Genomic DNA, 18,324 nt, shown 5'->3' on the forward strand with positions numbered 1-18,324 from the left:
TCTTAAGAATTTAGCACGTTTTAGTTTTATAATCCCTTGGTAATTTTAAAACATATAAAAAAAGCGGGGACGGGTAGATAAATCAGAGCCCGGCTCTTGTGACAACGACATCCGCGACATCTTTTGCACTTTTAAACGGGAAATCAGCAGGTTTTAGCAGCTTCCCGGCTTCCCCTGCGGCCATCTTCAGGTCACCGACACAGCACGTTGTATCCGCTCCGTTTGGAAACGCAGTGATAAGGTCTTCAGGTGTTGGAATCGGGAACTTTGCACCGGCGAGAGCACCGGTGATCTGGGCATGGATCTGATCCTTTACTGAAAGTTCTTTCTCTTCAGTCATAGTCTTTCCTCCTCAATCATAGCTGAGATATCACCGGCCGCTTTTGCGATTGAACAGTCTGACCTGTGGACATCACATCCAAAGCATGCACTCTTTATAGTCTTCAGCGACTCTTCGGCTTTCTCCTTTGATACGTCTTTTCCTGTGTAATTCCATTTCGGCATTTTTGTCACCAGAACTACTATGACAGTCATAAATATATATTTGAGCGTCATAAAAATATACAAGAGGATCGAGATACAGAATAATGACCTGAATCCTGAATAAAAATAACCTGAAAATATAATGTCGGTAAAGATATCATGGAGACAACACAGGATGGCCCGCCCGGTATCAGCGAACTGAAGGACGAGATATCCGAACTCAGGACGGAACTCAGGAGGTTCATGACAACCTCCGGCCGTCAGCATATCGATTCGATACTTAATGAGCTGAAAGCTGACTATGCAGATCTGTTCAGAGAACAGCAGATGAAGACCGCCGGAAGCGATCTTTTTGCACACATGGTTAACGACTGTGCTATGCGGGAGAAATGCTACGGGGTATTTTTGGATTTTCTCAGAAACACTTCCAGGCACATAGAAGACGGAAATGTCTCCGAAGAGATAGTAAATTCATACCGGGACGAACTGAAGAACCTCAGAAGCAAAGGGCCTTCGGATAAATGCGACACCTGCTTTTCGGAGGTCAGTCGTCTGTTTGAAAAGCAGGTTGACCTGATGGAATCGCTTGGAATATATAGCAAGGTCAAAGATGAAGATGAGACCCGGGATATCGATGATGCAAAAGCTGTCAAAGAGGTCCTCGAACCTCTTGCAAACATCCAGAGGTTCCAGATCCTAAAATCACTTACCACTCAGACGAGAACATTCTCGGAGATCTCACATATAACAGGACTCCGTGGCGGAAACCTCCTCTTTCACATAAAAAAACTGGCCGATTCGGAAATGATCTTTCAGAGGCACGAGCGGGGAGATTATATGATCACAAAAAAAGGTTACAAAACGATGAATTCAATTTTTGAATTGTCCAGACAACTTGAAAATATTTGACAGCCCCTGCATTCCAAAGGAAAACATCGAATAGTCTGTAATATTAATAAATTGCACTCTCTTATTTCCTAAATATTTTTCCAAAAAAATAGCAAAAAATAGATATTTCAGTTATTTAGCTGATTTGAAGTGATATCAATAAGTGCGGGTGATGTGTCAGGTTATTTAGTTAATCAGTATATGGCGCAAAAGGACATTTGGCAACAATAATCTTTTGTTGCTCTTATCCCGTAATCAGTAATATTTTGTCATTTCTCCGTGTAAACGCCGGTTTAATTACCCTTTGAAGTTTCCCCTGTTTCAGGGGAATTATTTCGCGCCCGTATCGGACAGCCCGGCATATCCTGCCCACCCCGTTCTGAGACCCAGATCAGCATCGGGATCAGATGCTTCCGCAATTCCCTGCCATCGGGAGTGAGCGAGTACTTCACGGCCGGCGGCGAAGTTTCCAGAACTTTCTTGCTCACAAGCCCGATTCGTTCAAGACTTTTCAGGGTATCCGAGAGTGGCTTTGGACTGATAGAACCGAGTTCTCTTTTGAGTTCATTAAATCCCTTCTCACCTTCGTTACCAAGGATAGCAACTATCAAAAGTGCCCATTTCTTCGCTATGATATCGAGGACCCCGGACAGCGGGCAGAAACAGAATTTATCATTTACAGATAGGGATTTCTTCATGGATACTACATAACCTGTATATTACTTATTTTTTTATCAGCTATTAAATAAATACTATGTATTATGAAATTACCAATAAACAGGGGAGGATAACATGGGTCATGCATGTTCAAAAATACACCAGTCAGGCCCGGATAACCCAGTTCCCGTAAAGAATACCTGGATAATAGCATGACAGAAATTCTGATCCTCCTGGCATTTATCGCGTTCATCATTTTCCTCGTAGCAAGGCGTGGGAAAAAGTATGCTGCCATCGCCGGCTGGACGCTCATCGCAGTCAATCTCCTGATCGAAGTTCCCGGGTATATCACGCTGGATAATTATCTGTACCTGGCAATAGCAGTCCTGTCGGTACCGTTTCTCGCAATCACCATCCGGGAGCTTCTCGCTGACAGTCCGATCCTGATGCAACTGTCAAATGCGGCTGCTGTCGGCACACTCATCTATGTCCCGTTTGCGTTCATCCCCCTGTTCCGGGATGCACTTATCTCGATCGTCGTCCAGCAGATTGTCTGGCTGCTTCATATCTTTGGCCGGGATGCACAGATTGAAGGATGGAACATCATCACGCGAAACGGGTTTTCAACTGAGATCATCCTTGCCTGCACCGGGATCACCGCAATTGCAATCCTGCTCGGGGTCGCGGCAGGTTACCGGGATCTCTCGATCAGACAGAGGGTGTACGCATTCCTCCTCGTAGTTCCCACCATCTATATCCTCAACCTCCTCCGGGTTGCGGGCGTGATCATTGCATGGTCGGAACAGTGGTTTGCTTTCATCCCCGACCCGACCGGCACTACCGAGTTCGGGGCAGGTTATGGGAGTTTCTTCTGGGCGCATAACGTCTTTGCTGAGGTCCTGTCGCTGGGAGTTCTTATCGCTATAACCCTGGCTCTTTTCAGGATTATCCCGGGACTTGCTGATTTCACCCGGGAACTGGTGAATCTTTACCTCAACGAAGCCCGGGCATTAATCCGATACGGGGGAGAGCAAAGGAGCGGACCTGAATAAGAATGTCTGACGGGATACGGGATCAGGGATCGCGGTACCTGGAAATCGATGGTGTCCGCGGCATCGCGATCCTGATGATGGTGATTTTTCATCTCGTCTTTGATCTCGGGTATTTTGGTATCTTCCCGGTCAGTACCAGCAGCGGGTTCTGGCGGTATTTCGGACTGTCAACGGCATCGTTATTCCTTTTGATTGTGGGTGTGTCGTTCTCCCTGAGCTATGCCCGGACCGCTGACATGATATCCGGCTGGCAATTGTACCGAAAGTTCTTGTACCGGGGTGCGGGGATCTTTGCACTCGGTATCCTGGTCACGCTGGGAACCTGGTGGTATCTTGGTGAAGGATATGTCATCTTCGGCATCCTGCACCTCATTGGGATCTCGATCATCCTGGCACCATTTTTTTACCGGTTCGGTGCATCCAACCTGCTGACGGGAGGAATCTGTATCCTGATCGGACTCGCGATCGGGAATATTACCGGACCTGCCTGGCTGCTCCCGCTCGGGATCCATCCGGCACCATTCTGGTCTGTTGATTATACACCGCTCTTTCCCTGGTTCGGCGTGGTGTTAATAGGTATGGGCGTGGGTTCCCTCTTGTACCCGGACGGTATGCGAAGGTTTTCTCTACCGTTTTCGTTGCCGGGATGGAGTTCGGTACTGGAATTTGCCGGAAAACACTCTCTGGTGATCTACCTGGTGCACCAGCCAATTATTATTCTTCTCCTGCTGGTTTTCACGGGAAAGGTCCCGGTTTGACCGGGGGGTCCTGTATTCAAAAAAAAGGAAGCGAAAAAGGAGAGCCAGATACAAGATTGAAACAAACGCGGTATGAATGGCATTTCTGTGGTGGATACTGGTAATCGTCCCGATGATTGGGATCCTGGAACTGATACTGTATGTCATTCTCCGGGAAAGCAGTGGGAATAAAATCACGAAAGGGAAGACTTCGATAGATATCCTGAAAGGAGAGGTATGCAAAAAGGGAGAGCACAAGCGGGCAGTTCCAGATGATAAGTGGAGAGCTGAAAAAGTAATTTCTTACTTAATATCCCTTTGACGTTTCCCCTGTTTCAGGAGAATTATTTCTCGCCCGTATTGGACAGCCCTGCATATCCTGCCCGCCCCGTTCTGAGACCCAGACCAGCATCGGGAGTGAGCGAGTAATTCACGGTCGGCGGCGAGGTTTCCAGAACTTTCTTGCTCACAAGCCCGATTCGTTCAAGATTCTTCAGGGTATCGGAGAGTGGTTTCGGGCTGATAGAGCCGAGATCTCTTTTGAGTTCATTAAATCCCTTCTCACCTTCGTTACCAAGAATAGCAACTATCAGTAGTGCCCATTTCTTCGCTATGATATCGAGGATCCCGGACAGCGGGCAGAAACAGATATTATCATTTACAGCTGGAGGTTTCTTCATGGATACTACCTAACTGGTACATTACTTATTTTTTTATCAGCTATTAAATAAATACTATGTATTATGAAATTACCAATAAACAGGGGAGGATAACATGGGTCATGCATGTTCACATAAAGATGAAGAAGGAGGTTATGAGGGGAAATGGTACGGTTTTCCTCCGCTCCGTAATGCGCTGATTGCCGGAGTGATTGCCGGAACCGGAATGATACTCGGCCACCTGGGAATTATCACGGGTCTGTACGAGAACCTGTTTTTCCTCATCGCTATTCCTATCGGTGCGTATCACTGGGTGAGAGAAGGATTAGAAGACCTGATCCACGAGCACGCGATCGACATCGAGATGCTGATGATCGCCGCAACGCTTGGGGCAATTATACTCGGGCTCTGGGACGAAGCCGCAACGCTGGTCATCCTGTACGCCGCAGCCGAAGGCGTGGAGCATATCACGTACGCACGGACACGCTCATCGATTCGGAAACTGCTGGACCTTGCGCCGAAGGAGGCAGTTCGGATCCGAAACGGGACAGAAGAGGTGGTTTTGGCTGATCAGCTCCAGGTTGGGGACATATTCCTGGTCAAACCCGGCGCCGGCATCCCCACAGATGGCATCATTGTAAAAGGTCGGTCCAGTATCAATGAGGCGGCTGTCACCGGTGAATCGATACCCGCAGAGAAGCAGGAGGGCATGAAAGTCTTTGCTGCAACCCTGAATGTCGATGGCGCCCTTGAGGTACGGGCAACCGCGACGTTTAAGGACAATACCCTTATGAAGATGATCCACATGGTCGAGGAGGCGCAGGAGCAGAAGGGAAAGATGCAGACCTTCATCGAGAAGTTCGGGCGGAAGTATACCCCGGCGATCCTCTTTGTATCCCTCATTCTTATCGTTGTCCCGCCGTTATTCGGCATACCGTTCAACGAGCTTGCAATCCGTGGTGTTGTACTCCTTATTGCGGCTGCGCCCTGCGCACTGGTGATGTCCACACCGGTCGCGGTTGCGGCAGGTATCGGATCTGCCGGAAAACGCGGCATTCTCATCAGGGGCGGCATCCACCTGGAGAACCTTGGGAAGACAAAGGCGGTCGCATTTGACAAAACCGGGACGCTTACGACCGGAACTCCGGCAGTGACCGATATCATCGCGCTGAATGGAGATGAACCTGAGGTCCTCCGGATCGCATACACGGTCGAGCGCTACTCCGATCACCCGATCGCCTGGGCAATTATAAAGCGGGCAGAGACTGAAGGCATCAAAGCGCATGGGGCGGTGGGCGAAAGCGCCCTTCCCGGCCAGGCCGCTACAGCAATCATTGACGGGACGCCATGGTTTGCCGGAAGACCGGAGTATTTCACCGGTACAGCAATGGATGCAGAAACACAGCGTACAACCGAAAAATTCCGTGCTGAAGGAAAGACAGTAATATTCGTAGGAACGCAGGAGAACGTCATCGGCATCATTGCCGTACGGGACCAGGTCAGGCCTAATGCAAAGGCCATGATCGATGAACTCCACACTATGGGTGTTGCAACCGTCATGCTGACCGGCGACAACGGGGTTACGGCAAAAGCAGTAGCAGCGGACCTCGGAATCGACGACATCCGTGCAGACCTGAAACCGGAGGACAAAACCGCTGCAATCATCTCTCTTAAAGAGACGTACGGGACGGTCGTCATGATCGGCGACGGCATCAACGATGCTCCGGCCCTTGCCAGAGCCACGGTCGGTATGGCAATGGGGACTATAGGCACCGATGCGGCAATCGAGGCGGCCGATGTGGCACTCATGGCTGACGACCTTTCCAAAGTTCCGGAGGCCATCGCATTCGGTCAAAAAGCCCTGTCAGTATCAAACCAGAACATCGTCTTCTCGGTTGCCGTGCTCGCCATCCTTATCCCTGGTGCCCTGCTCGGGGTTCTCGGGGTGACCCTTGCGGTGATATTCCACGAGGCGTCTGAACTGCTCGCGGTAGGCAACGGCCTCCGGGTTGCGAAGCGGTAATATTTACCACCCGCAATTTTCATTTTTTTATTATATATGCATTCAGCAAAAAAAATGCCTGCCGGCAAAAATCCCGGATAACAAAGACTGTATATCATGAAAAATAACAATTGTGAATTGTTCAGGGGCCTAATCTTACCCCCTGCCGGTTCCTGCCGGCAGACCAGGAGCTTAAACCATGATTCGCGAATTCATTATGAAATATTACATCGATCCCATCCGGTACGGACAGCCGTACACTATAGTGGACACTCTTACCTATGCAATAATACTCATCATTTCGGTGTACCTCATCTATCGGTGGCTGAACACTACAGGAATTGCGGTGGATAGGAAATTTATCCTTGCTACCATCCCGTTCATTGTCCTCGGGGGACTTCTGCGGGTTGTGGAGGACACCGGTTTTATCACATCCGATATTCATTTCCTCCTGATCACGCCGCTGATTTATTTTGTCATATTCTTCTTCACCATCGCGGCACTCCTGCTGTCGCGAACCCTTGAGCGTGCCGGATTAATCTCATCCTATCATATAGGGTATGCCGGGATCGGAACACTCGCCTGCACGATATCCGCAGCATTTCTGATATGGTGGGGGCTTACTTATTCGCAGGTCATGGTGAGCGTCATACTCATTATCATGAGTCTGGCCATTGTCACCTCTGCCGCCGTCTGGGGATTCATGCGGTACGTGCTCAAATGGGAATATGTGAGCGATCCGATCTACTGCGTGCTCATCTTCGGGCAGCTTTTGGATGCAAGCGCCACGAGCTATGGGATCGACCTCCACTCCATGACATACACCGAAGCGCACGTTGTCGGGGGTGCCCTGGTCGCATGGACTGGAACGGCATTCTCGATGTTCCTCTTAAAACTGGCAGTCCTGTTCCCTGCGATTTACATTCTCCAGCAATACCGCAAAGAGGGCAACCCAGTCTTATGGCACCTGATCCTGCTTGCCATGATAATCGTAGGATTTGCACCGGGGGTGCGGAACATGGTCAGGATGGTACTCTTCGTATAACCCCGTGAGGTGCAAAATATATGGCAGAACAGAGAAATTCGCTGGCAGGAGCAGTAATCGCATCCCTTAGCATGCCCCTCCATGCTGCATTGCCGTCTCGGATGCTTCGGGGGAAGATGGGGCATCTTCCCTTCATCCGGCGTTTTTTTACACGCCGGAAGCACTCCCTGTGATCTGCCTGGTAGACCATCACCCGGTTATTATTATTCTGCGGGTATTCACGGATTATGGCAACAGCCCGATCGGTTAAGCATCAATTAAAAAAAAATCCGCCATGCGATGTATTCCGCAGATACGGCAGATAATACCGGCAAATGACCAGATTCCCCGGTTTTTCGGGGAGTAATTATTTTCTCCCTCTAAATCTGTACCTGTATATGGTTTTTCAGTCAATTATTCTCTTCATCTTCGCCGCCCTGTGTGAGATCGGCGGCGGATATGGCATATGGCTCTGGCTAAGGGAGGGAAAGGGTATTGAGTATGCTGTTCTCGGGGCGGTCATTTTGGTCCTGTACGGGATCATCCCAACCCTGCAAACGGAAAATTTCGGGAGAGTGTATGCCGCCTATGGGGGATTTTTCATTGTCCTTGCCCTGCTCTGGGGCTGGCAAATCGATCATGTGGTGCCGGACAGGTTTGATATCATCGGCGCAACTGTCGCACTGGCAGGTGTATTTATTATTATGTACTGGCCAAGAGCAGCAACGATTGCACCATAATTCTTCAGGTCCCTCAGAAATCCTCTAACCCAAGTTTGACAGTTAGAGTTCAATCACCCGAGAAGACTATCCACTACAGCAATCAAAATTTTCATTTTTTTATCTGGATAATCTATTTGACAGTTAGCAGATTTTCCCCCATTAAATCATGAAATTTCCCATTTATGGCCTAAAATCATCATGTTTATGGCATCAAAATTCGAGTGGATGTAGGTTTTTGTCTTTCGCATCCATGAATCAACGGTAACTGTCAAATCCGATAACGATTTTTTGATGAATTTTGTCGATGTGTGCTTCAGCTCTGGAATTTCAAATCGTACCAGCGAGATGAATAATTGTGCAATAAACCCTATGATAATCGCTCCGTAAATGCTGTTATCTGTCCATACCCGCAGTGGTTTTATCTCGATTTCATTTTTTAGAGAGTGGAAGATTTTTTCAATTGAATCCTTTTTCCGGTATGTCAAAAGAGCTTCAGAAAGTGTCAAATTCTTACTTGATTTCAGGCAGAAAAATCCCTCTCTGCCGTTGATAAACTTCTCTTCAAGAAGCTTTACTGCATCATCTTCCGTGAGTTCAACCAGTTTTGTCTGGATGGAGTAGTCCACATCTATAAGTAGATTGTTAATCCGAAAGCGCTTTGGAAGGGCTTTATTTTTGTCAATGCTTTCCTGAATCTCTTTTGCTTCTTTTATCTGTCTAACCACTTTTCTGGCTCTGGATTCCAGTTGCTCTTTTTGCAGCTTTTTTGAGAAGAAGAAATAATTGATACTGTTTGGTTTTTCAATTTTAATACCTAAAATGCCTGTTTCTGCATCGATTACTTCTGGATGATATTCTTCGAATTTTGCAATGATCGTATCATCGCTTTTGTTCAGTTTCTTTGCCGTCATGTATTGCAAATTGTCTGCTCGAATCATTGCAGTATTGGCAACACTGTTCGCTCCTTTATCGAAGATTACCAGGGAACCTTCTCTGAGCCTGCCGCTCAATTGACGATATGTTTTTTTGAAGTGGGTCTGATCATTGAGATTTCCGGGTTCGATTGTGAGGCCAATTGGAATATTTACCGGGTCGGCCAGTTCACTCACACCCAACGTGATTTGCTTTTTATCCGGTCTGTGATCACGGCTGTAGCCATACTTTCCCAGTTTAGCTTCATTGCCGTGGAGCACAATACTGGTCCAGTCCATGTTGATATTGGTGTGTTCAAATTCATACCTCTCAAAAAGAACATCCTGGATGTCAGAAATTATTTCCTCTCGGTTGGTTCCGATGATTTCAAGAACCCGATACAGAGTTCTTTCACTGAATGATTCAAGGCCAAAAATATCACATACTTCCGGTCTGCTCATCCATTCATGAGATCGTGTTATGCTGAAGTTATCCGTTAGTTTGTAGCTGACGAGAGCTTTGAGTAATTTATTGATATCTATTCCATTCTTCTTGTGTTTCCCAAAAATATCGGTGAAATTTAGAATTTCATACAGCCTGTTAACAAGGAAAAGAGTTCCGATAGGAAAGGATATATTTTGATTCGGCTCAACTTCATAGGTTCTTAGTTCTTTTTGCATTTGATCAATTCAAACAAGACTAAGAACAACTTATTTCTTTTCAACTGTCAAAGTTGGGCTCTAAGAAAAATAACGACCAAAAGACCGTGCAGCAAGATGTTATGACAGATGCCGGCACAATCTGACAAAGAGCCAAAAAAGTCACCCATTAGCCTTGCGGGTTCACAGATAATGAATGAAACAGACTATTGTTTCATAGGAGTCAGTTGTAAAAATAGAGATTTAATGATGGTGGGACTCTTTTCCGGCCCTCTCTTCCCACGGGGAAAGCCCCTGTTTCACACGGTAATCATTTATCGCTTTGTGAATTGCATCCTCTGCAAGAACAGAGCAGTGCATCTTCTGCGGGGGAAGACCTTCGAGCGCCTCTGCGACTGCCTTGTTTGAAAGCTCCCATGCCTCCTCAAGCGTCTTTCCTTTGATAAGCTCGGTTGCCATACTGCTTGACGCAACCGCAGCCCCACATCCAAATGTCTGAAACTTTACATCAGAAATCCTGTTGTCGTCAACTTTGATGTAAATCTTCATGATATCACCGCACTGCGGGTTTCCTTCCTCGCCGATTCCGTCAGGGTTTTCGATTGTGCCCTGGTTTCTCGGATTTTCAAAGTGATCCATCACTGTCTCGCTATAATCCATTCATATCACCTAAACTGTTTTTTTTCTTAAAATCTCATCTTTAGTCTGCCTTTTACAACTTAAATCTCTCAGTTGTCAGGTTGTCCTTAACTCCTGCGGTGTCAGAGGAGACATATTGCGAAGCTTCTGCACAATCTCCGGGACAACCTCCAAAAGATAGTCAACATCACCTTCTTCAGTCATATCTCCGATTGTCAGCCGGAGCGACCCGTGCACAATCTCCTGTGGAAGACCACATGCAGTTAAAACATGAGACGGCTCAAGGGAGGAGGAGTTGCAGGCGCTTCCGGTTGAGGCGGCAATGCCTTTTCTGTTCAGCATCAGGAGTATTGATTCCCCCTCAATATACTCAAATATAACATTGACATTGTTTGAAAGCCGCATTTGCGGATGACCGTTTAAATGCGATTTTGGAACTTTCAAAAGGCCGTCAATAAGACGGTTGCGAAGCTCTTTAAGATGCTCTGTTGTTTCTTTCATCTCAGAAACGGAGAGCTCAAGTGCAAGACCAAGACCAACGATTCCGGGGACGTTTTCTGTTCCGGCACGCCTCTTTCTCTCCTGATCACCACCGTGCATCAGGGGAACAAGCTTCACTCTCTTTCCGATGTATAAGGCACCTGTTCCCTTGGGGCCGTTAAACTTATGGCCTGAGAGTGAGAGCATATCGATATTCATCGAAACAACGTCAATCGGAACATGCCCGACTGCCTGAACAGCATCAGTATGAAATAATATTCCTCTCTCACGTGCAATTTTTCCGATTTCTGCTATTGGTTCAATTGTTCCAATTTCATTATTCGCAAACATTATTGTGATAAGTATGGTATCATCCCGGATTGCAGCTGAAACATCATCAGGATTCACAAGGCCGTACTTATCAACAGGAATATAAGTTACTTCAAATCCCTGTTTTTCAAGCCACTCGCATGTGTGGGAGACTGCATGATGTTCAATAGGGCTTGTTATAATGTGTTTTCCTTTGTTTTTGTTTGCAAAACAGACGCCTTTTATCGCCCAGTTGTCAGACTCTGTTCCTCCGGATGTGAAATAGATTTCTTTTGGCTGTGCACCAAGTGCTGCTGCGACCTGAGAGCGTGCTTTTGCAACCGCCTCGCGGGATATTTTGGCTATATCGTAAAGAGAGGAAGGATTTCCAAAACTATGTGTCATAAAGGGAATCATCGCATCCAAAACCTCCGGTCTTACAGGTGTTGTTGCGGCATTATCCATGTAAATTACTCGTTTATCCTCAACCATTTGTAATTTCCTTTTCCCATTAGGAATTATTTCATTTTAAATTTTTGAAAGATTAAACCCTTTTTTTATCTTCAGGTTAATCAATTTTTTTATCTATATTATACTGAGTTCTTATGGTTTCTTTCCTAAAAACGTTCATGAAATTATCATTTTGCGCAATTCGGTATTTTTGTCTTTTTTCGCTGATTCAACGAATTTAAAGCCGTGATTTTCAAGCGAAGTGAAGACAAGTGAACCTGATCTGATCGGTGCATCCCGGACAACATGATAGACCGGCGGCATCCCCTTGATCGCGCCATCTTTGATCTCAGTCCGGCGTAACCATGAGCCGGGTGATACTGCATATACCCGATCTGATTGCACATCGATAACGGTGATATCTCCGTAATCGGGATGAACGAAACCGCCGTTATAGGCGCGTGAATCGTTCACACAATAGATATGCCATCCACCTGAAGGCGTGCGGACGGTGAAACAATCACACTCATCAATTACCGCCTCTATTCGGGTGATATAGCCTTCTCGTTGCGTCTCTGGAATGTTTGCGATATCGGGATCAATGATAATCAGGCTGTCCGGGCCCTCGTCCATACAGAGAACAGCAAGGTTCAGACCTCCTTCAATATGTGCGATCGCCTCGTCTCTGTTGCTTACCGCCGATTCGAGTATGCCGCCATCTTTCGCTTTCCATGAAGGCGGTTTGCTTTTCCGTCCACTCATATCTAAAGGAAGGAATCGGTATGATGCTCCCACTTCATCAGCACGATTGAGGAAGATCCGAAGCTGATCGGGATCTGTTGTCACCGTACTTCCTCCCCCGTCTCAAGGATTGCGATCATCCTGTCGAAATTGGATTCGACTTTTGCCAGAAGATGAGTAAGTTTTATATATTCACTGCCATAAATAGAACAGTGACTTACACCCTCCGTGTTTGTCTGGCTGCTCGGATTCGTCCCCCGGCGGCCCTCTTCTGATTCAGTCATCACCCAATACCTCCGGGTTCTGATCGGGTTCTGTCGGTGAGCCGACTATATACCCAATAACCGGGAATGGGAACAAATCATCTTTAGCAATAATATACCTCGAATTATAATTTTTTAGGAATGCGGCTGCTTCCATGTAATTAGATCCGCGTATCTTGCGTGTCGCCCCCGCAACCCTGGTGAGCGTGTCCATGTCGATATATAATTCGAATTCCTGATCTCCCCGGATAAATTCCATAAGCTTCATCGCTTCAGTAGGTGTGAACATCTCCGACGCGATGATATGGCCGGACGGGTAATCTTTGAGGATATCCTCGAATGGTTCTGGCGGGTTTGCCCGGTGTGCGGTAAATTCGATCTGCTCACCGTAAAGGGTGGCGGCATGTACCCGGTAAAGCACCGATGATACAAAACTTAGGGTTCTTATGTCACTCATTTATATCACATCCATCTATCGTTGATTCGTCTGTCTGGTCTGAAAGCTTCCATTTTCCTTCATGAATAAAGGCCCGTGCAATTACCTGCTCCAGTGGATCAAGGAGTTCGATGAGTGCGGGATCAACAGTTCTGGATTCGGTTGTCATCCTTCAGCGCCTCCTTCAAAATTCGTTCAATATACCGCGATCTGGGTATGTCTCCGCGTTCATGGTCGATTCTCCCTATCACCTTTGGATCAAAGGTGAAGGCATATGTCCTGCGTTCTCGTGTCATAATACACACAATATATTACTATACGTGCAAAGACTTAAATCTCCTGAAAACAAAAATATGGTAAAAGCGTGTAAATTATGAAGCCTGATAATTGTTTACCAAAAAAGACCCCGGCGATCTATGATCTTGCAAAAAACGATCTGCCTATTCCGGAAGAGTATAAGAATATGGATGTCGATGAGTTATCAGAAAAAATACATGATAATTCAATAAATATTGTTTTGATTTTCTATTACGGGCTTGACTATGTTTTATGTTGGCCCGGTAAAGAGCGGGTTTTTCGTCATTATAATGGGATATGGTCATATTTTGTTACCTTTTTAAAAGAGGATATTGGAAAAAAGGCTAAGAGTGAAAATCTGCCTGTATTAGTTCGGGGGTTGTTTGCATTTCCAAGTATGAACGAACCCCTTAAGATGATAGTGCGTGAAGGAGAGGGGATACCACATGCATTTACTGGTAGAATTGCCAAAGATTTTAGCCGATGTCGGTATTGTGGATCTTATGTTGAAAAACCATCGGGTAAGACCATACCGTTTTGTGATGATACCGATTGCCGGAAGAAATACCTTAAATTCCGCGATCTTCTGAAGAAGCTTTTTGAGGAAGGCAAGATCTCAGAGTTTGAACGGGATTGTCGGCTGAATAGTAAATGTATTCTTGAAGATACAGTTTACGGAAGCCGGTATCTTCTTGAAGATCTCCAAGAAGAGGCAGAAGAGCGTGGTTATTCTTATCCTTGGGTATCAACAAAATTCATAGTCACTCCTGATCTCGATATTGTTTTTGCTGATAAGACCTGTGAGCGGTGTGGTGCTTCGTTTGCGGGGAATAAACAGGCTCGATTCTGTTCTGACAATTGCCGGTATCAATATCACAATGAAAAAAAGAAAAAATTAAGTGATTGATCGGAGTGCTGCGAGTTTTACCTCAAGTTCATCAATGAGGCTTCTGTATCGCCGGTCTCCGTGTATCTCTGCTTTCATCCCGGTCAATTCAAGGATAGCCTCTTTTGTCAATGGTTGCCCGCATATAACGCATGTAGGCGCGTGTGGTTCGTTGATATGTAGACATCTGCTGCATGGTTTCGGCTTCAGGGTGTTTTTATCGGTGTTCTCCTCGATCTCGATCCCGTTCACCCGTGCAACCTCTCGATCCACATCGCTGTTATGGAGGTGTGCATACCTGGAGAGTTGTTCTGATGATAACGATCCCCAAGCCATCAGCTTGATCGTACTCTCAGAGAATCCCGCTTTAAGCATGTTGGTTATGCGTGAATGCCTGAATAGGTGAGGCGTGATGTGTTTTTGTATCCCGGCCCGTTTGGCGATCTTTTCGAGATGGTTCTTTGTATATTGGTAGGTGAGGTTTCGGTTTCTTATTGTCACAAAGACCGGGTTGTTACCGCTCGTATCGCCGGGATAAATGGATCTCCATTCTGCGAGGTATCCCCGGCTCAATGTCAATGGTATGTATCGCGGGATCTCTGTTTTCCCGGCAACATTCAACCGGACAAAATGATCCGTAAATTCAACATCCTTCCACTTCAATCCTGCGAGTTCGTGTATCCTCATAGCGGATTCATACAGACATGCTATCAGCGCCTTATCCCGGCGTGCTGTGACCCCTTCGCAGATATGAAGCATCTTCCGTATATCCTCTTCAGATAGCATCTGCTCAGGTGTCTTTGTCATTCTTTTAGATGAAGGTGCTTTGATCTTCTGGATCTTATCGACTGGTAGATCACAAAGCCCCTCTTCAATCGTCCACAGGTAAAACCTCTTCAGGAACATGATATAATCGCGCTGTGTGTCCTGTGACAACATCCCGCCATTATTCCCGTTTTTTGCTCGGAGTTTTTCACCGCGTTTTATTGCGGATACCGCCGCCTGGATCTCTCTGATTGAGTTATCCATAAGAGGCGTTTTGATAAACCGGGTGATGTTGCTAAGTGCGTTTGTGATCTTGTATGCCCGTGCCTCTCCGATGTTACTTGTTGCCTGAAGATGGCTGACAAAGTCACGGATAAGATCCGCGTCTTCGGGTGTCATTTCCCCGGTGTTGATTCGGTTTAAAATGCCCTTCTCTCCGTATCGGTTGAACTGATCAGCCGATCTTGAAAATTTCACAGTTTCGATCATGGTCGTCCCTTCCACATACCGCATATGTGAGCGGTTGTATATAAGGAGAGGAAATAATATGGAAAAACCGTGTATTTCCGTGTAAGCGTTGAACAAAAAGGGATTTACGCCCCGGCCGGGACTTGAACCCGGGTCAAAAGCTCCGCAGGCTTCTAGGATATCCACTACCCTACCGGGACCCTGCAAAGGTGCTCTACTCTATACGTGATGTTCTGATAAAAAGATATTGATTAGTTTATTGGCTCTGTCAAAATTGCAGTCTCAGGGAGCTGCATTTTAACCTCCGCTTTCACGAAATTCCCGCCAAACGTGATGTGATAAACACCTGCTCTCCGGACGGTGATTGCCATGTTCGTATTCTGTGTATATCCCCGGCTGTATCCGTCCTGCACGATGATCTCACCAGTTCCTGCGTCACGGACAGTACATTCAAACCAGGCATTTTCAGAGGGCCGTGTGACAACCACCGAGAATTCATCTTTCGACCCATACTGACTTGTCCCGACAATAGTTCGGGTGACTGTCGAAGGAGTGATTTTTGCGGTAATGATGAGTGGGGCCTTTGTCACCTCGACGATCATGGCAGTTTCAGAAAAACGTGGTTCAATCGTTTCTGAATAGACCGTCTTGTATCCCACTGTTTCCTGAGGCGATGTGACTGAGGATGGAACCTGTTCAGGCTCGGGCTTCAGCGGGCCTGTTGGATAGGGAGTTGCGGGCACAACTACAGATGGATCAATAACAACACCCGGGGTCTCTGCAGGTGGAGGAGCTGGTTGTACCGGCTCAGGTGTGATGGCAGGTGTCTCTACGATCGACTGGGGAGGTGCGGTACATCCACTCACAAAAACGATGAAGAGAATCGCAATGAGCAGATACCCCTCACGCCTCAGATTCATGATCCATCAGTTGCAACTCAAAGTATAAAAGGGAAGATGGTTGTTTCAGGGTGATTGACCCTGATACGAGAGGATAACACCCCTAAACACTCTGGCTGCATTCCTGAGATCCTCATGTGCGACCCGTTCATCAATAGCATGCAGTGTCCTGATATCTCCAGGCCCGTATTCAACCACATCGAACCCCTTCTTTCGAAGCTCACGTGCATCGCTGGCTGCCCACTGGACAATCGGCTCTGCATTGATGTTATGGATTATCCCGATCTGATCGCAGATTCTCCGGACAATATTCGCATCCGGTGGAGTCAGGGATGGGTTCCAGATGCTTGAGGGGGTAATTTCAGTATCAGGTGCATATGATCTGATTTCACTTAGGAGTTCGTGAGCATCACATCCGAAAGGAAGGCGGAGATCAACTTCAAGCCTGCATTTCTGGGCTACGATATTTGCCTTTTCACCCCCTGAGATAACACCGGGATTATACATTATTCTGGTCAGTACAGAGCGAAGATCTGATGTCTGAAAGATTCCTTCAAGCACAGCCTCGGAATGGCTGATAAGTCCGGACATTGCAGGGTCAATTGGGAATTCCCGTTTGTGAATCTGCTTCAGATATTCAAGAAATTCCATTGCATCCATGATAGCGCTCTTTCCAACCGCCGGATAGAGAGAGCTGTGGCCGGGAGAACCCTTAAATTCCATTGTAAAGCGGCAGAGTCCTTTCTGCCCGATACATGGAGCGATTGAAGGGGTCGGCTCTGCAATGATACAGTCAGAGGGTAAAAGCAGCTCTTTATTCAGAAGATGATGGATACCATGAGGGCCGCCCACCTCCTCATCGCAGACAAAAGCGAGGGAGACCGCAGGATCAAGCCCTTCATCAATGATGGAGGCAAGGGCTGCGATTAGGGAAGCACAGCCTCCTTTCATATCCGTACTACCCCGTCCCCAGACAAAAGTATCATCTATGAAACCTGAGTAGGGGGGATGCGTCCATCCTTCATCAAGTGCGGGAACGACATCAATATGCCCGCAGAGAAGGAGGGGATCGCCCTGTCTTCTGGAGATAAGATTGCAATGTCCCGGAGTATTCTCAATGATATCTGTTGCAATCCCAAGGGATGCAAGGAGATCACTGAGATAGCCGACTACCTCGGTAGTGATCCCGGGAGGATTTTCACTATTTATTCGAATAAGATCTGAACAAATCCTGACCGGATCCATGATGCCTTCCTAATCTGACCGGCTTCTTTTATAGGTCTCAAAGAGTGTTGCAAGAGATGCACCATTATATAAGCTTTTAATGAGCTCCTTTGCAAAGAGATCATCTATCATGCTCCGGAACGCAATCGATGGAATCGGCTTGGTTGATGACGGATCGAGGACTATACGGAAACTCCGGTACTGTGCCGGATCAGAATCTGAATAAATACCCTGCCAGAGCATTGGAAGTTTTGAAAAGGTTTCCGGATGATTTTCTGCAAGCCAGTTGACAAATGGCCGGAATAGTGGACGGTCCCCCTTCTTCTCCTCGTCAATCCTCCATCGCATATATTCTCCTGCCATGATGGATCGCGGCGATTCATAGCTGAATCCTGCAATACTTAGTGTATAATCAAGGTGCGCGACGGCATCCATCCAGTGAAACCATAAGACCGGGTGAAATTCAGATATCGATTCAAGAACAAGAGATTTTGAATAGAGATAGTCAAGTTCACGAGCATATTCATTTTTTTCCATCATCATAGGGGATTATATGGAGGGGGTGGAAAAAAGGGTTACTGTCTCGGCAGATGTCCTCTCCTGAGAAATGTACCTGTTCTTCAGGAAAATGAACAATACTGGTGCCAGAGGTGGTAAAGAGAAGGTGACGTT

At 46.8% G+C, this 18,324-nt stretch carries 25 protein-coding genes and 1 tRNA gene; 9 read left to right on the forward strand and 17 right to left on the reverse strand.

Features of this window, described 5'->3' with window-relative positions; genetic code table 11:
* Window positions 1-82: 82 nt before the first annotated feature.
* Both ACYUBO_RS05845 and ACYUBO_RS05850 read right to left on the reverse strand, forming a co-directional pair.
* Window positions 83-340: an MTH865 family protein gene (locus ACYUBO_RS05845; protein WP_460373055.1), complete on the reverse strand. Its 258-nt coding sequence runs from the start codon at window positions 338-340 to the stop codon at window positions 83-85.
* Entirely contained in the window at window positions 337-534 is a 198-nt protein-coding gene (locus tag ACYUBO_RS05850) for a hypothetical protein (protein WP_460373057.1), read from the reverse strand. Before ACYUBO_RS05850 ends, ACYUBO_RS05845 begins: the two co-directional genes overlap by 4 nt.
* Window positions 535-726: 192 nt before the next feature.
* On the opposite strand from ACYUBO_RS05850, the gene ACYUBO_RS05855 reads away from it, so the two are divergent.
* Entirely contained in the window at window positions 727-1,392 is a 666-nt protein-coding gene (locus tag ACYUBO_RS05855) for a winged helix-turn-helix domain-containing protein (protein WP_460373058.1), read from the forward strand.
* Between the two features lie 272 nt (window positions 1,393-1,664).
* Here ACYUBO_RS05855 and ACYUBO_RS05860 read toward each other — a convergent pair whose 3' ends face one another.
* The gene (locus ACYUBO_RS05860; RefSeq protein ID WP_278100032.1) at window positions 1,665-2,069 is read right to left on the reverse strand and encodes a winged helix-turn-helix transcriptional regulator; all 405 of its coding nucleotides are present in this window, start codon (window positions 2,067-2,069) and stop codon (window positions 1,665-1,667) included.
* A gap of 171 nt (window positions 2,070-2,240) precedes the next feature.
* On the opposite strand from ACYUBO_RS05860, the gene artA reads away from it, so the two are divergent.
* The 3 genes from artA (at window position 2,241) to ACYUBO_RS05875 (ending at window position 4,139) form a co-directional block, all read left to right on the forward strand.
* On the forward strand, window positions 2,241-3,080 hold the full coding sequence (gene artA / locus ACYUBO_RS05865) for an archaeosortase A (RefSeq protein WP_278100033.1): 840 nt from the start codon (window positions 2,241-2,243) through the stop codon (window positions 3,078-3,080).
* 2 nt (window positions 3,081-3,082) lie between these two features.
* Window positions 3,083-3,838 (forward strand): heparan-alpha-glucosaminide N-acetyltransferase, encoded by a 756-nt coding sequence (locus ACYUBO_RS05870; RefSeq protein ID WP_278100034.1) that lies wholly within the window; start codon window positions 3,083-3,085, stop codon window positions 3,836-3,838.
* A 76-nt stretch (window positions 3,839-3,914) separates the two neighbouring features.
* The gene (locus ACYUBO_RS05875; protein ID WP_278100035.1) at window positions 3,915-4,139 is read left to right on the forward strand and encodes a hypothetical protein; all 225 of its coding nucleotides are present in this window, start codon (window positions 3,915-3,917) and stop codon (window positions 4,137-4,139) included.
* Between the two features lie 22 nt (window positions 4,140-4,161).
* Here the strand turns inward: ACYUBO_RS05875 and ACYUBO_RS05880 are convergent, their stop codons facing one another.
* On the reverse strand, window positions 4,162-4,497 hold the full coding sequence (locus ACYUBO_RS05880; protein WP_278100036.1) for a winged helix-turn-helix transcriptional regulator: 336 nt from the start codon (window positions 4,495-4,497) through the stop codon (window positions 4,162-4,164).
* A 94-nt stretch (window positions 4,498-4,591) separates the two neighbouring features.
* Between ACYUBO_RS05880 and ACYUBO_RS05885 the strand changes: the two genes are divergently transcribed.
* The 4 genes from ACYUBO_RS05885 (at window position 4,592) to ACYUBO_RS05900 (ending at window position 8,242) form a co-directional block, all read left to right on the forward strand.
* A complete protein-coding gene (locus ACYUBO_RS05885) occupies window positions 4,592-6,499 on the forward strand; it encodes a heavy metal translocating P-type ATPase (protein ID WP_278100037.1) in 1,908 nt (635 codons plus the stop codon).
* 178 nt (window positions 6,500-6,677) lie between these two features.
* Window positions 6,678-7,523 carry a DUF63 family protein gene (locus ACYUBO_RS05890; protein WP_278100038.1) on the forward strand — a complete coding sequence of 282 codons (846 nt, stop codon included), beginning with the start codon at window positions 6,678-6,680 and terminating at the stop codon, window positions 7,521-7,523.
* Between the two features lie 20 nt (window positions 7,524-7,543).
* Complete coding sequence (locus tag ACYUBO_RS05895; protein ID WP_460373062.1) at window positions 7,544-7,696, forward strand: hypothetical protein; 153 nt, start codon at window positions 7,544-7,546, stop codon at window positions 7,694-7,696.
* 204 nt (window positions 7,697-7,900) lie between these two features.
* A complete protein-coding gene (locus ACYUBO_RS05900) occupies window positions 7,901-8,242 on the forward strand; it encodes a YnfA family protein (RefSeq protein WP_278100039.1) in 342 nt (113 codons plus the stop codon).
* A gap of 146 nt (window positions 8,243-8,388) precedes the next feature.
* Here ACYUBO_RS05900 and ACYUBO_RS05905 read toward each other — a convergent pair whose 3' ends face one another.
* From ACYUBO_RS05905 to ACYUBO_RS05940, 8 genes are all read right to left on the reverse strand, one after another.
* Window positions 8,389-9,816: an IS1634 family transposase gene (locus tag ACYUBO_RS05905; RefSeq protein ID WP_460373064.1), complete on the reverse strand. Its 1,428-nt coding sequence runs from the start codon at window positions 9,814-9,816 to the stop codon at window positions 8,389-8,391.
* 222 nt (window positions 9,817-10,038) lie between these two features.
* A complete protein-coding gene (gene nifU / locus ACYUBO_RS05910) occupies window positions 10,039-10,455 on the reverse strand; it encodes a Fe-S cluster assembly scaffold protein NifU (protein ID WP_278100040.1) in 417 nt (138 codons plus the stop codon).
* A gap of 75 nt (window positions 10,456-10,530) precedes the next feature.
* Complete coding sequence (nifS, locus tag ACYUBO_RS05915) at window positions 10,531-11,688, reverse strand: cysteine desulfurase NifS (protein WP_460373066.1); 1,158 nt, start codon at window positions 11,686-11,688, stop codon at window positions 10,531-10,533.
* 162 nt (window positions 11,689-11,850) lie between these two features.
* A complete protein-coding gene (locus ACYUBO_RS05920) occupies window positions 11,851-12,519 on the reverse strand; it encodes a bifunctional DNA primase/polymerase (RefSeq protein ID WP_460373068.1) in 669 nt (222 codons plus the stop codon).
* Entirely contained in the window at window positions 12,516-12,698 is a 183-nt protein-coding gene (locus ACYUBO_RS05925; RefSeq protein WP_460373070.1) for a hypothetical protein, read from the reverse strand. Before ACYUBO_RS05925 ends, ACYUBO_RS05920 begins: the two co-directional genes overlap by 4 nt.
* Window positions 12,691-13,134 carry a hypothetical protein gene (locus ACYUBO_RS05930; RefSeq protein WP_460373071.1) on the reverse strand — a complete coding sequence of 148 codons (444 nt, stop codon included), beginning with the start codon at window positions 13,132-13,134 and terminating at the stop codon, window positions 12,691-12,693. Before ACYUBO_RS05930 ends, ACYUBO_RS05925 begins: the two co-directional genes overlap by 8 nt.
* Window positions 13,127-13,282, reverse strand: coding sequence for a hypothetical protein (locus ACYUBO_RS05935; protein ID WP_460373073.1), 156 nt, complete (start codon window positions 13,280-13,282; stop codon window positions 13,127-13,129). The genes ACYUBO_RS05930 and ACYUBO_RS05935 overlap by 8 nt, the downstream gene beginning before the upstream one ends.
* A complete protein-coding gene (locus ACYUBO_RS05940; protein WP_460373075.1) occupies window positions 13,257-13,409 on the reverse strand; it encodes a hypothetical protein in 153 nt (50 codons plus the stop codon). Before ACYUBO_RS05940 ends, ACYUBO_RS05935 begins: the two co-directional genes overlap by 26 nt.
* A gap of 77 nt (window positions 13,410-13,486) precedes the next feature.
* Between ACYUBO_RS05940 and ACYUBO_RS05945 the strand changes: the two genes are divergently transcribed.
* On the forward strand, window positions 13,487-14,317 hold the full coding sequence (locus ACYUBO_RS05945; RefSeq protein WP_460373076.1) for a hypothetical protein: 831 nt from the start codon (window positions 13,487-13,489) through the stop codon (window positions 14,315-14,317).
* Here ACYUBO_RS05945 and ACYUBO_RS05950 read toward each other — a convergent pair.
* The 5 genes from ACYUBO_RS05950 to ACYUBO_RS05970 all read right to left on the reverse strand — a co-directional run bounded on the left by ACYUBO_RS05950 (window position 14,306) and on the right by ACYUBO_RS05970 (window position 18,195).
* Window positions 14,306-15,460 (reverse strand): tyrosine-type recombinase/integrase, encoded by a 1,155-nt coding sequence (locus ACYUBO_RS05950; RefSeq protein ID WP_460373078.1) that lies wholly within the window; start codon window positions 15,458-15,460, stop codon window positions 14,306-14,308. The genes ACYUBO_RS05945 and ACYUBO_RS05950 overlap by 12 nt on opposite strands.
* Window positions 15,461-15,657: 197 nt before the next feature.
* Window positions 15,658-15,729: transfer RNA gene (locus tag ACYUBO_RS05955), tRNA-Arg, on the reverse strand.
* A 51-nt stretch (window positions 15,730-15,780) separates the two neighbouring features.
* The gene (locus tag ACYUBO_RS05960; protein WP_460373080.1) at window positions 15,781-16,449 is read right to left on the reverse strand and encodes a hypothetical protein; all 669 of its coding nucleotides are present in this window, start codon (window positions 16,447-16,449) and stop codon (window positions 15,781-15,783) included.
* Window positions 16,450-16,494: 45 nt separating this feature from the next.
* On the reverse strand, window positions 16,495-17,673 hold the full coding sequence (locus ACYUBO_RS05965) for a M20 family metallopeptidase (protein WP_300332586.1): 1,179 nt from the start codon (window positions 17,671-17,673) through the stop codon (window positions 16,495-16,497).
* A 9-nt stretch (window positions 17,674-17,682) separates the two neighbouring features.
* Complete coding sequence (locus tag ACYUBO_RS05970; protein ID WP_366898463.1) at window positions 17,683-18,195, reverse strand: hypothetical protein; 513 nt, start codon at window positions 18,193-18,195, stop codon at window positions 17,683-17,685.
* Window positions 18,196-18,324: the final 129 nt, after the last annotated feature.

It is taken from the genome of Methanocalculus sp. MC3, assembly GCF_054767395.1.

Excerpts from the sequence above, each read along its gene's own strand:
- ACYUBO_RS05845 (WP_460373055.1), bottom strand. The coding sequence starts at position 340 with ATGACTGAAGAGAAAGAACTTTCAGTAAAGGATCAGATCCATGCCCAG.
- ACYUBO_RS05850 (WP_460373057.1), bottom strand. The coding sequence starts at position 534 with ATGACTGTCATAGTAGTTCTGGTGACAAAAATGCCGAAATGGAATTAC.
- ACYUBO_RS05855 (WP_460373058.1), top strand. The coding sequence starts at position 727 with ATGACAACCTCCGGCCGTCAGCATATCGATTCGATACTTAATGAGCTG.
- ACYUBO_RS05860 (WP_278100032.1), bottom strand. The coding sequence starts at position 2,069 with ATGAAGAAATCCCTATCTGTAAATGATAAATTCTGTTTCTGCCCGCTG.
- artA (WP_278100033.1), top strand. The coding sequence starts at position 2,241 with ATGACAGAAATTCTGATCCTCCTGGCATTTATCGCGTTCATCATTTTC.
- ACYUBO_RS05870 (WP_278100034.1), top strand. The coding sequence starts at position 3,083 with ATGTCTGACGGGATACGGGATCAGGGATCGCGGTACCTGGAAATCGAT.
- ACYUBO_RS05875 (WP_278100035.1), top strand. The coding sequence starts at position 3,915 with ATGGCATTTCTGTGGTGGATACTGGTAATCGTCCCGATGATTGGGATC.
- ACYUBO_RS05880 (WP_278100036.1), bottom strand. The coding sequence starts at position 4,497 with ATGAAGAAACCTCCAGCTGTAAATGATAATATCTGTTTCTGCCCGCTG.
- ACYUBO_RS05885 (WP_278100037.1), top strand. The coding sequence starts at position 4,592 with ATGGGTCATGCATGTTCACATAAAGATGAAGAAGGAGGTTATGAGGGG.
- ACYUBO_RS05890 (WP_278100038.1), top strand. The coding sequence starts at position 6,678 with ATGATTCGCGAATTCATTATGAAATATTACATCGATCCCATCCGGTAC.
- ACYUBO_RS05895 (WP_460373062.1), top strand. The coding sequence starts at position 7,544 with ATGGCAGAACAGAGAAATTCGCTGGCAGGAGCAGTAATCGCATCCCTT.
- ACYUBO_RS05900 (WP_278100039.1), top strand. The coding sequence starts at position 7,901 with ATGGTTTTTCAGTCAATTATTCTCTTCATCTTCGCCGCCCTGTGTGAG.
- ACYUBO_RS05905 (WP_460373064.1), bottom strand. The coding sequence starts at position 9,816 with ATGCAAAAAGAACTAAGAACCTATGAAGTTGAGCCGAATCAAAATATA.
- nifU (WP_278100040.1), bottom strand. The coding sequence starts at position 10,455 with ATGGATTATAGCGAGACAGTGATGGATCACTTTGAAAATCCGAGAAAC.
- nifS (WP_460373066.1), bottom strand. The coding sequence starts at position 11,688 with ATGGATAATGCCGCAACAACACCTGTAAGACCGGAGGTTTTGGATGCG.
- ACYUBO_RS05925 (WP_460373070.1), bottom strand. The coding sequence starts at position 12,698 with ATGACTGAATCAGAAGAGGGCCGCCGGGGGACGAATCCGAGCAGCCAG.
- ACYUBO_RS05930 (WP_460373071.1), bottom strand. The coding sequence starts at position 13,134 with ATGAGTGACATAAGAACCCTAAGTTTTGTATCATCGGTGCTTTACCGG.
- ACYUBO_RS05935 (WP_460373073.1), bottom strand. The coding sequence starts at position 13,282 with ATGACAACCGAATCCAGAACTGTTGATCCCGCACTCATCGAACTCCTT.
- ACYUBO_RS05940 (WP_460373075.1), bottom strand. The coding sequence starts at position 13,409 with ATGACACGAGAACGCAGGACATATGCCTTCACCTTTGATCCAAAGGTG.
- ACYUBO_RS05945 (WP_460373076.1), top strand. The coding sequence starts at position 13,487 with ATGAAGCCTGATAATTGTTTACCAAAAAAGACCCCGGCGATCTATGAT.
- ACYUBO_RS05950 (WP_460373078.1), bottom strand. The coding sequence starts at position 15,460 with ATGACACCCGAAGACGCGGATCTTATCCGTGACTTTGTCAGCCATCTT.
- ACYUBO_RS05960 (WP_460373080.1), bottom strand. The coding sequence starts at position 16,449 with ATGAATCTGAGGCGTGAGGGGTATCTGCTCATTGCGATTCTCTTCATC.
- ACYUBO_RS05965 (WP_300332586.1), bottom strand. The coding sequence starts at position 17,673 with ATGGATCCGGTCAGGATTTGTTCAGATCTTATTCGAATAAATAGTGAA.
- ACYUBO_RS05970 (WP_366898463.1), bottom strand. The coding sequence starts at position 18,195 with ATGATGATGGAAAAAAATGAATATGCTCGTGAACTTGACTATCTCTAT.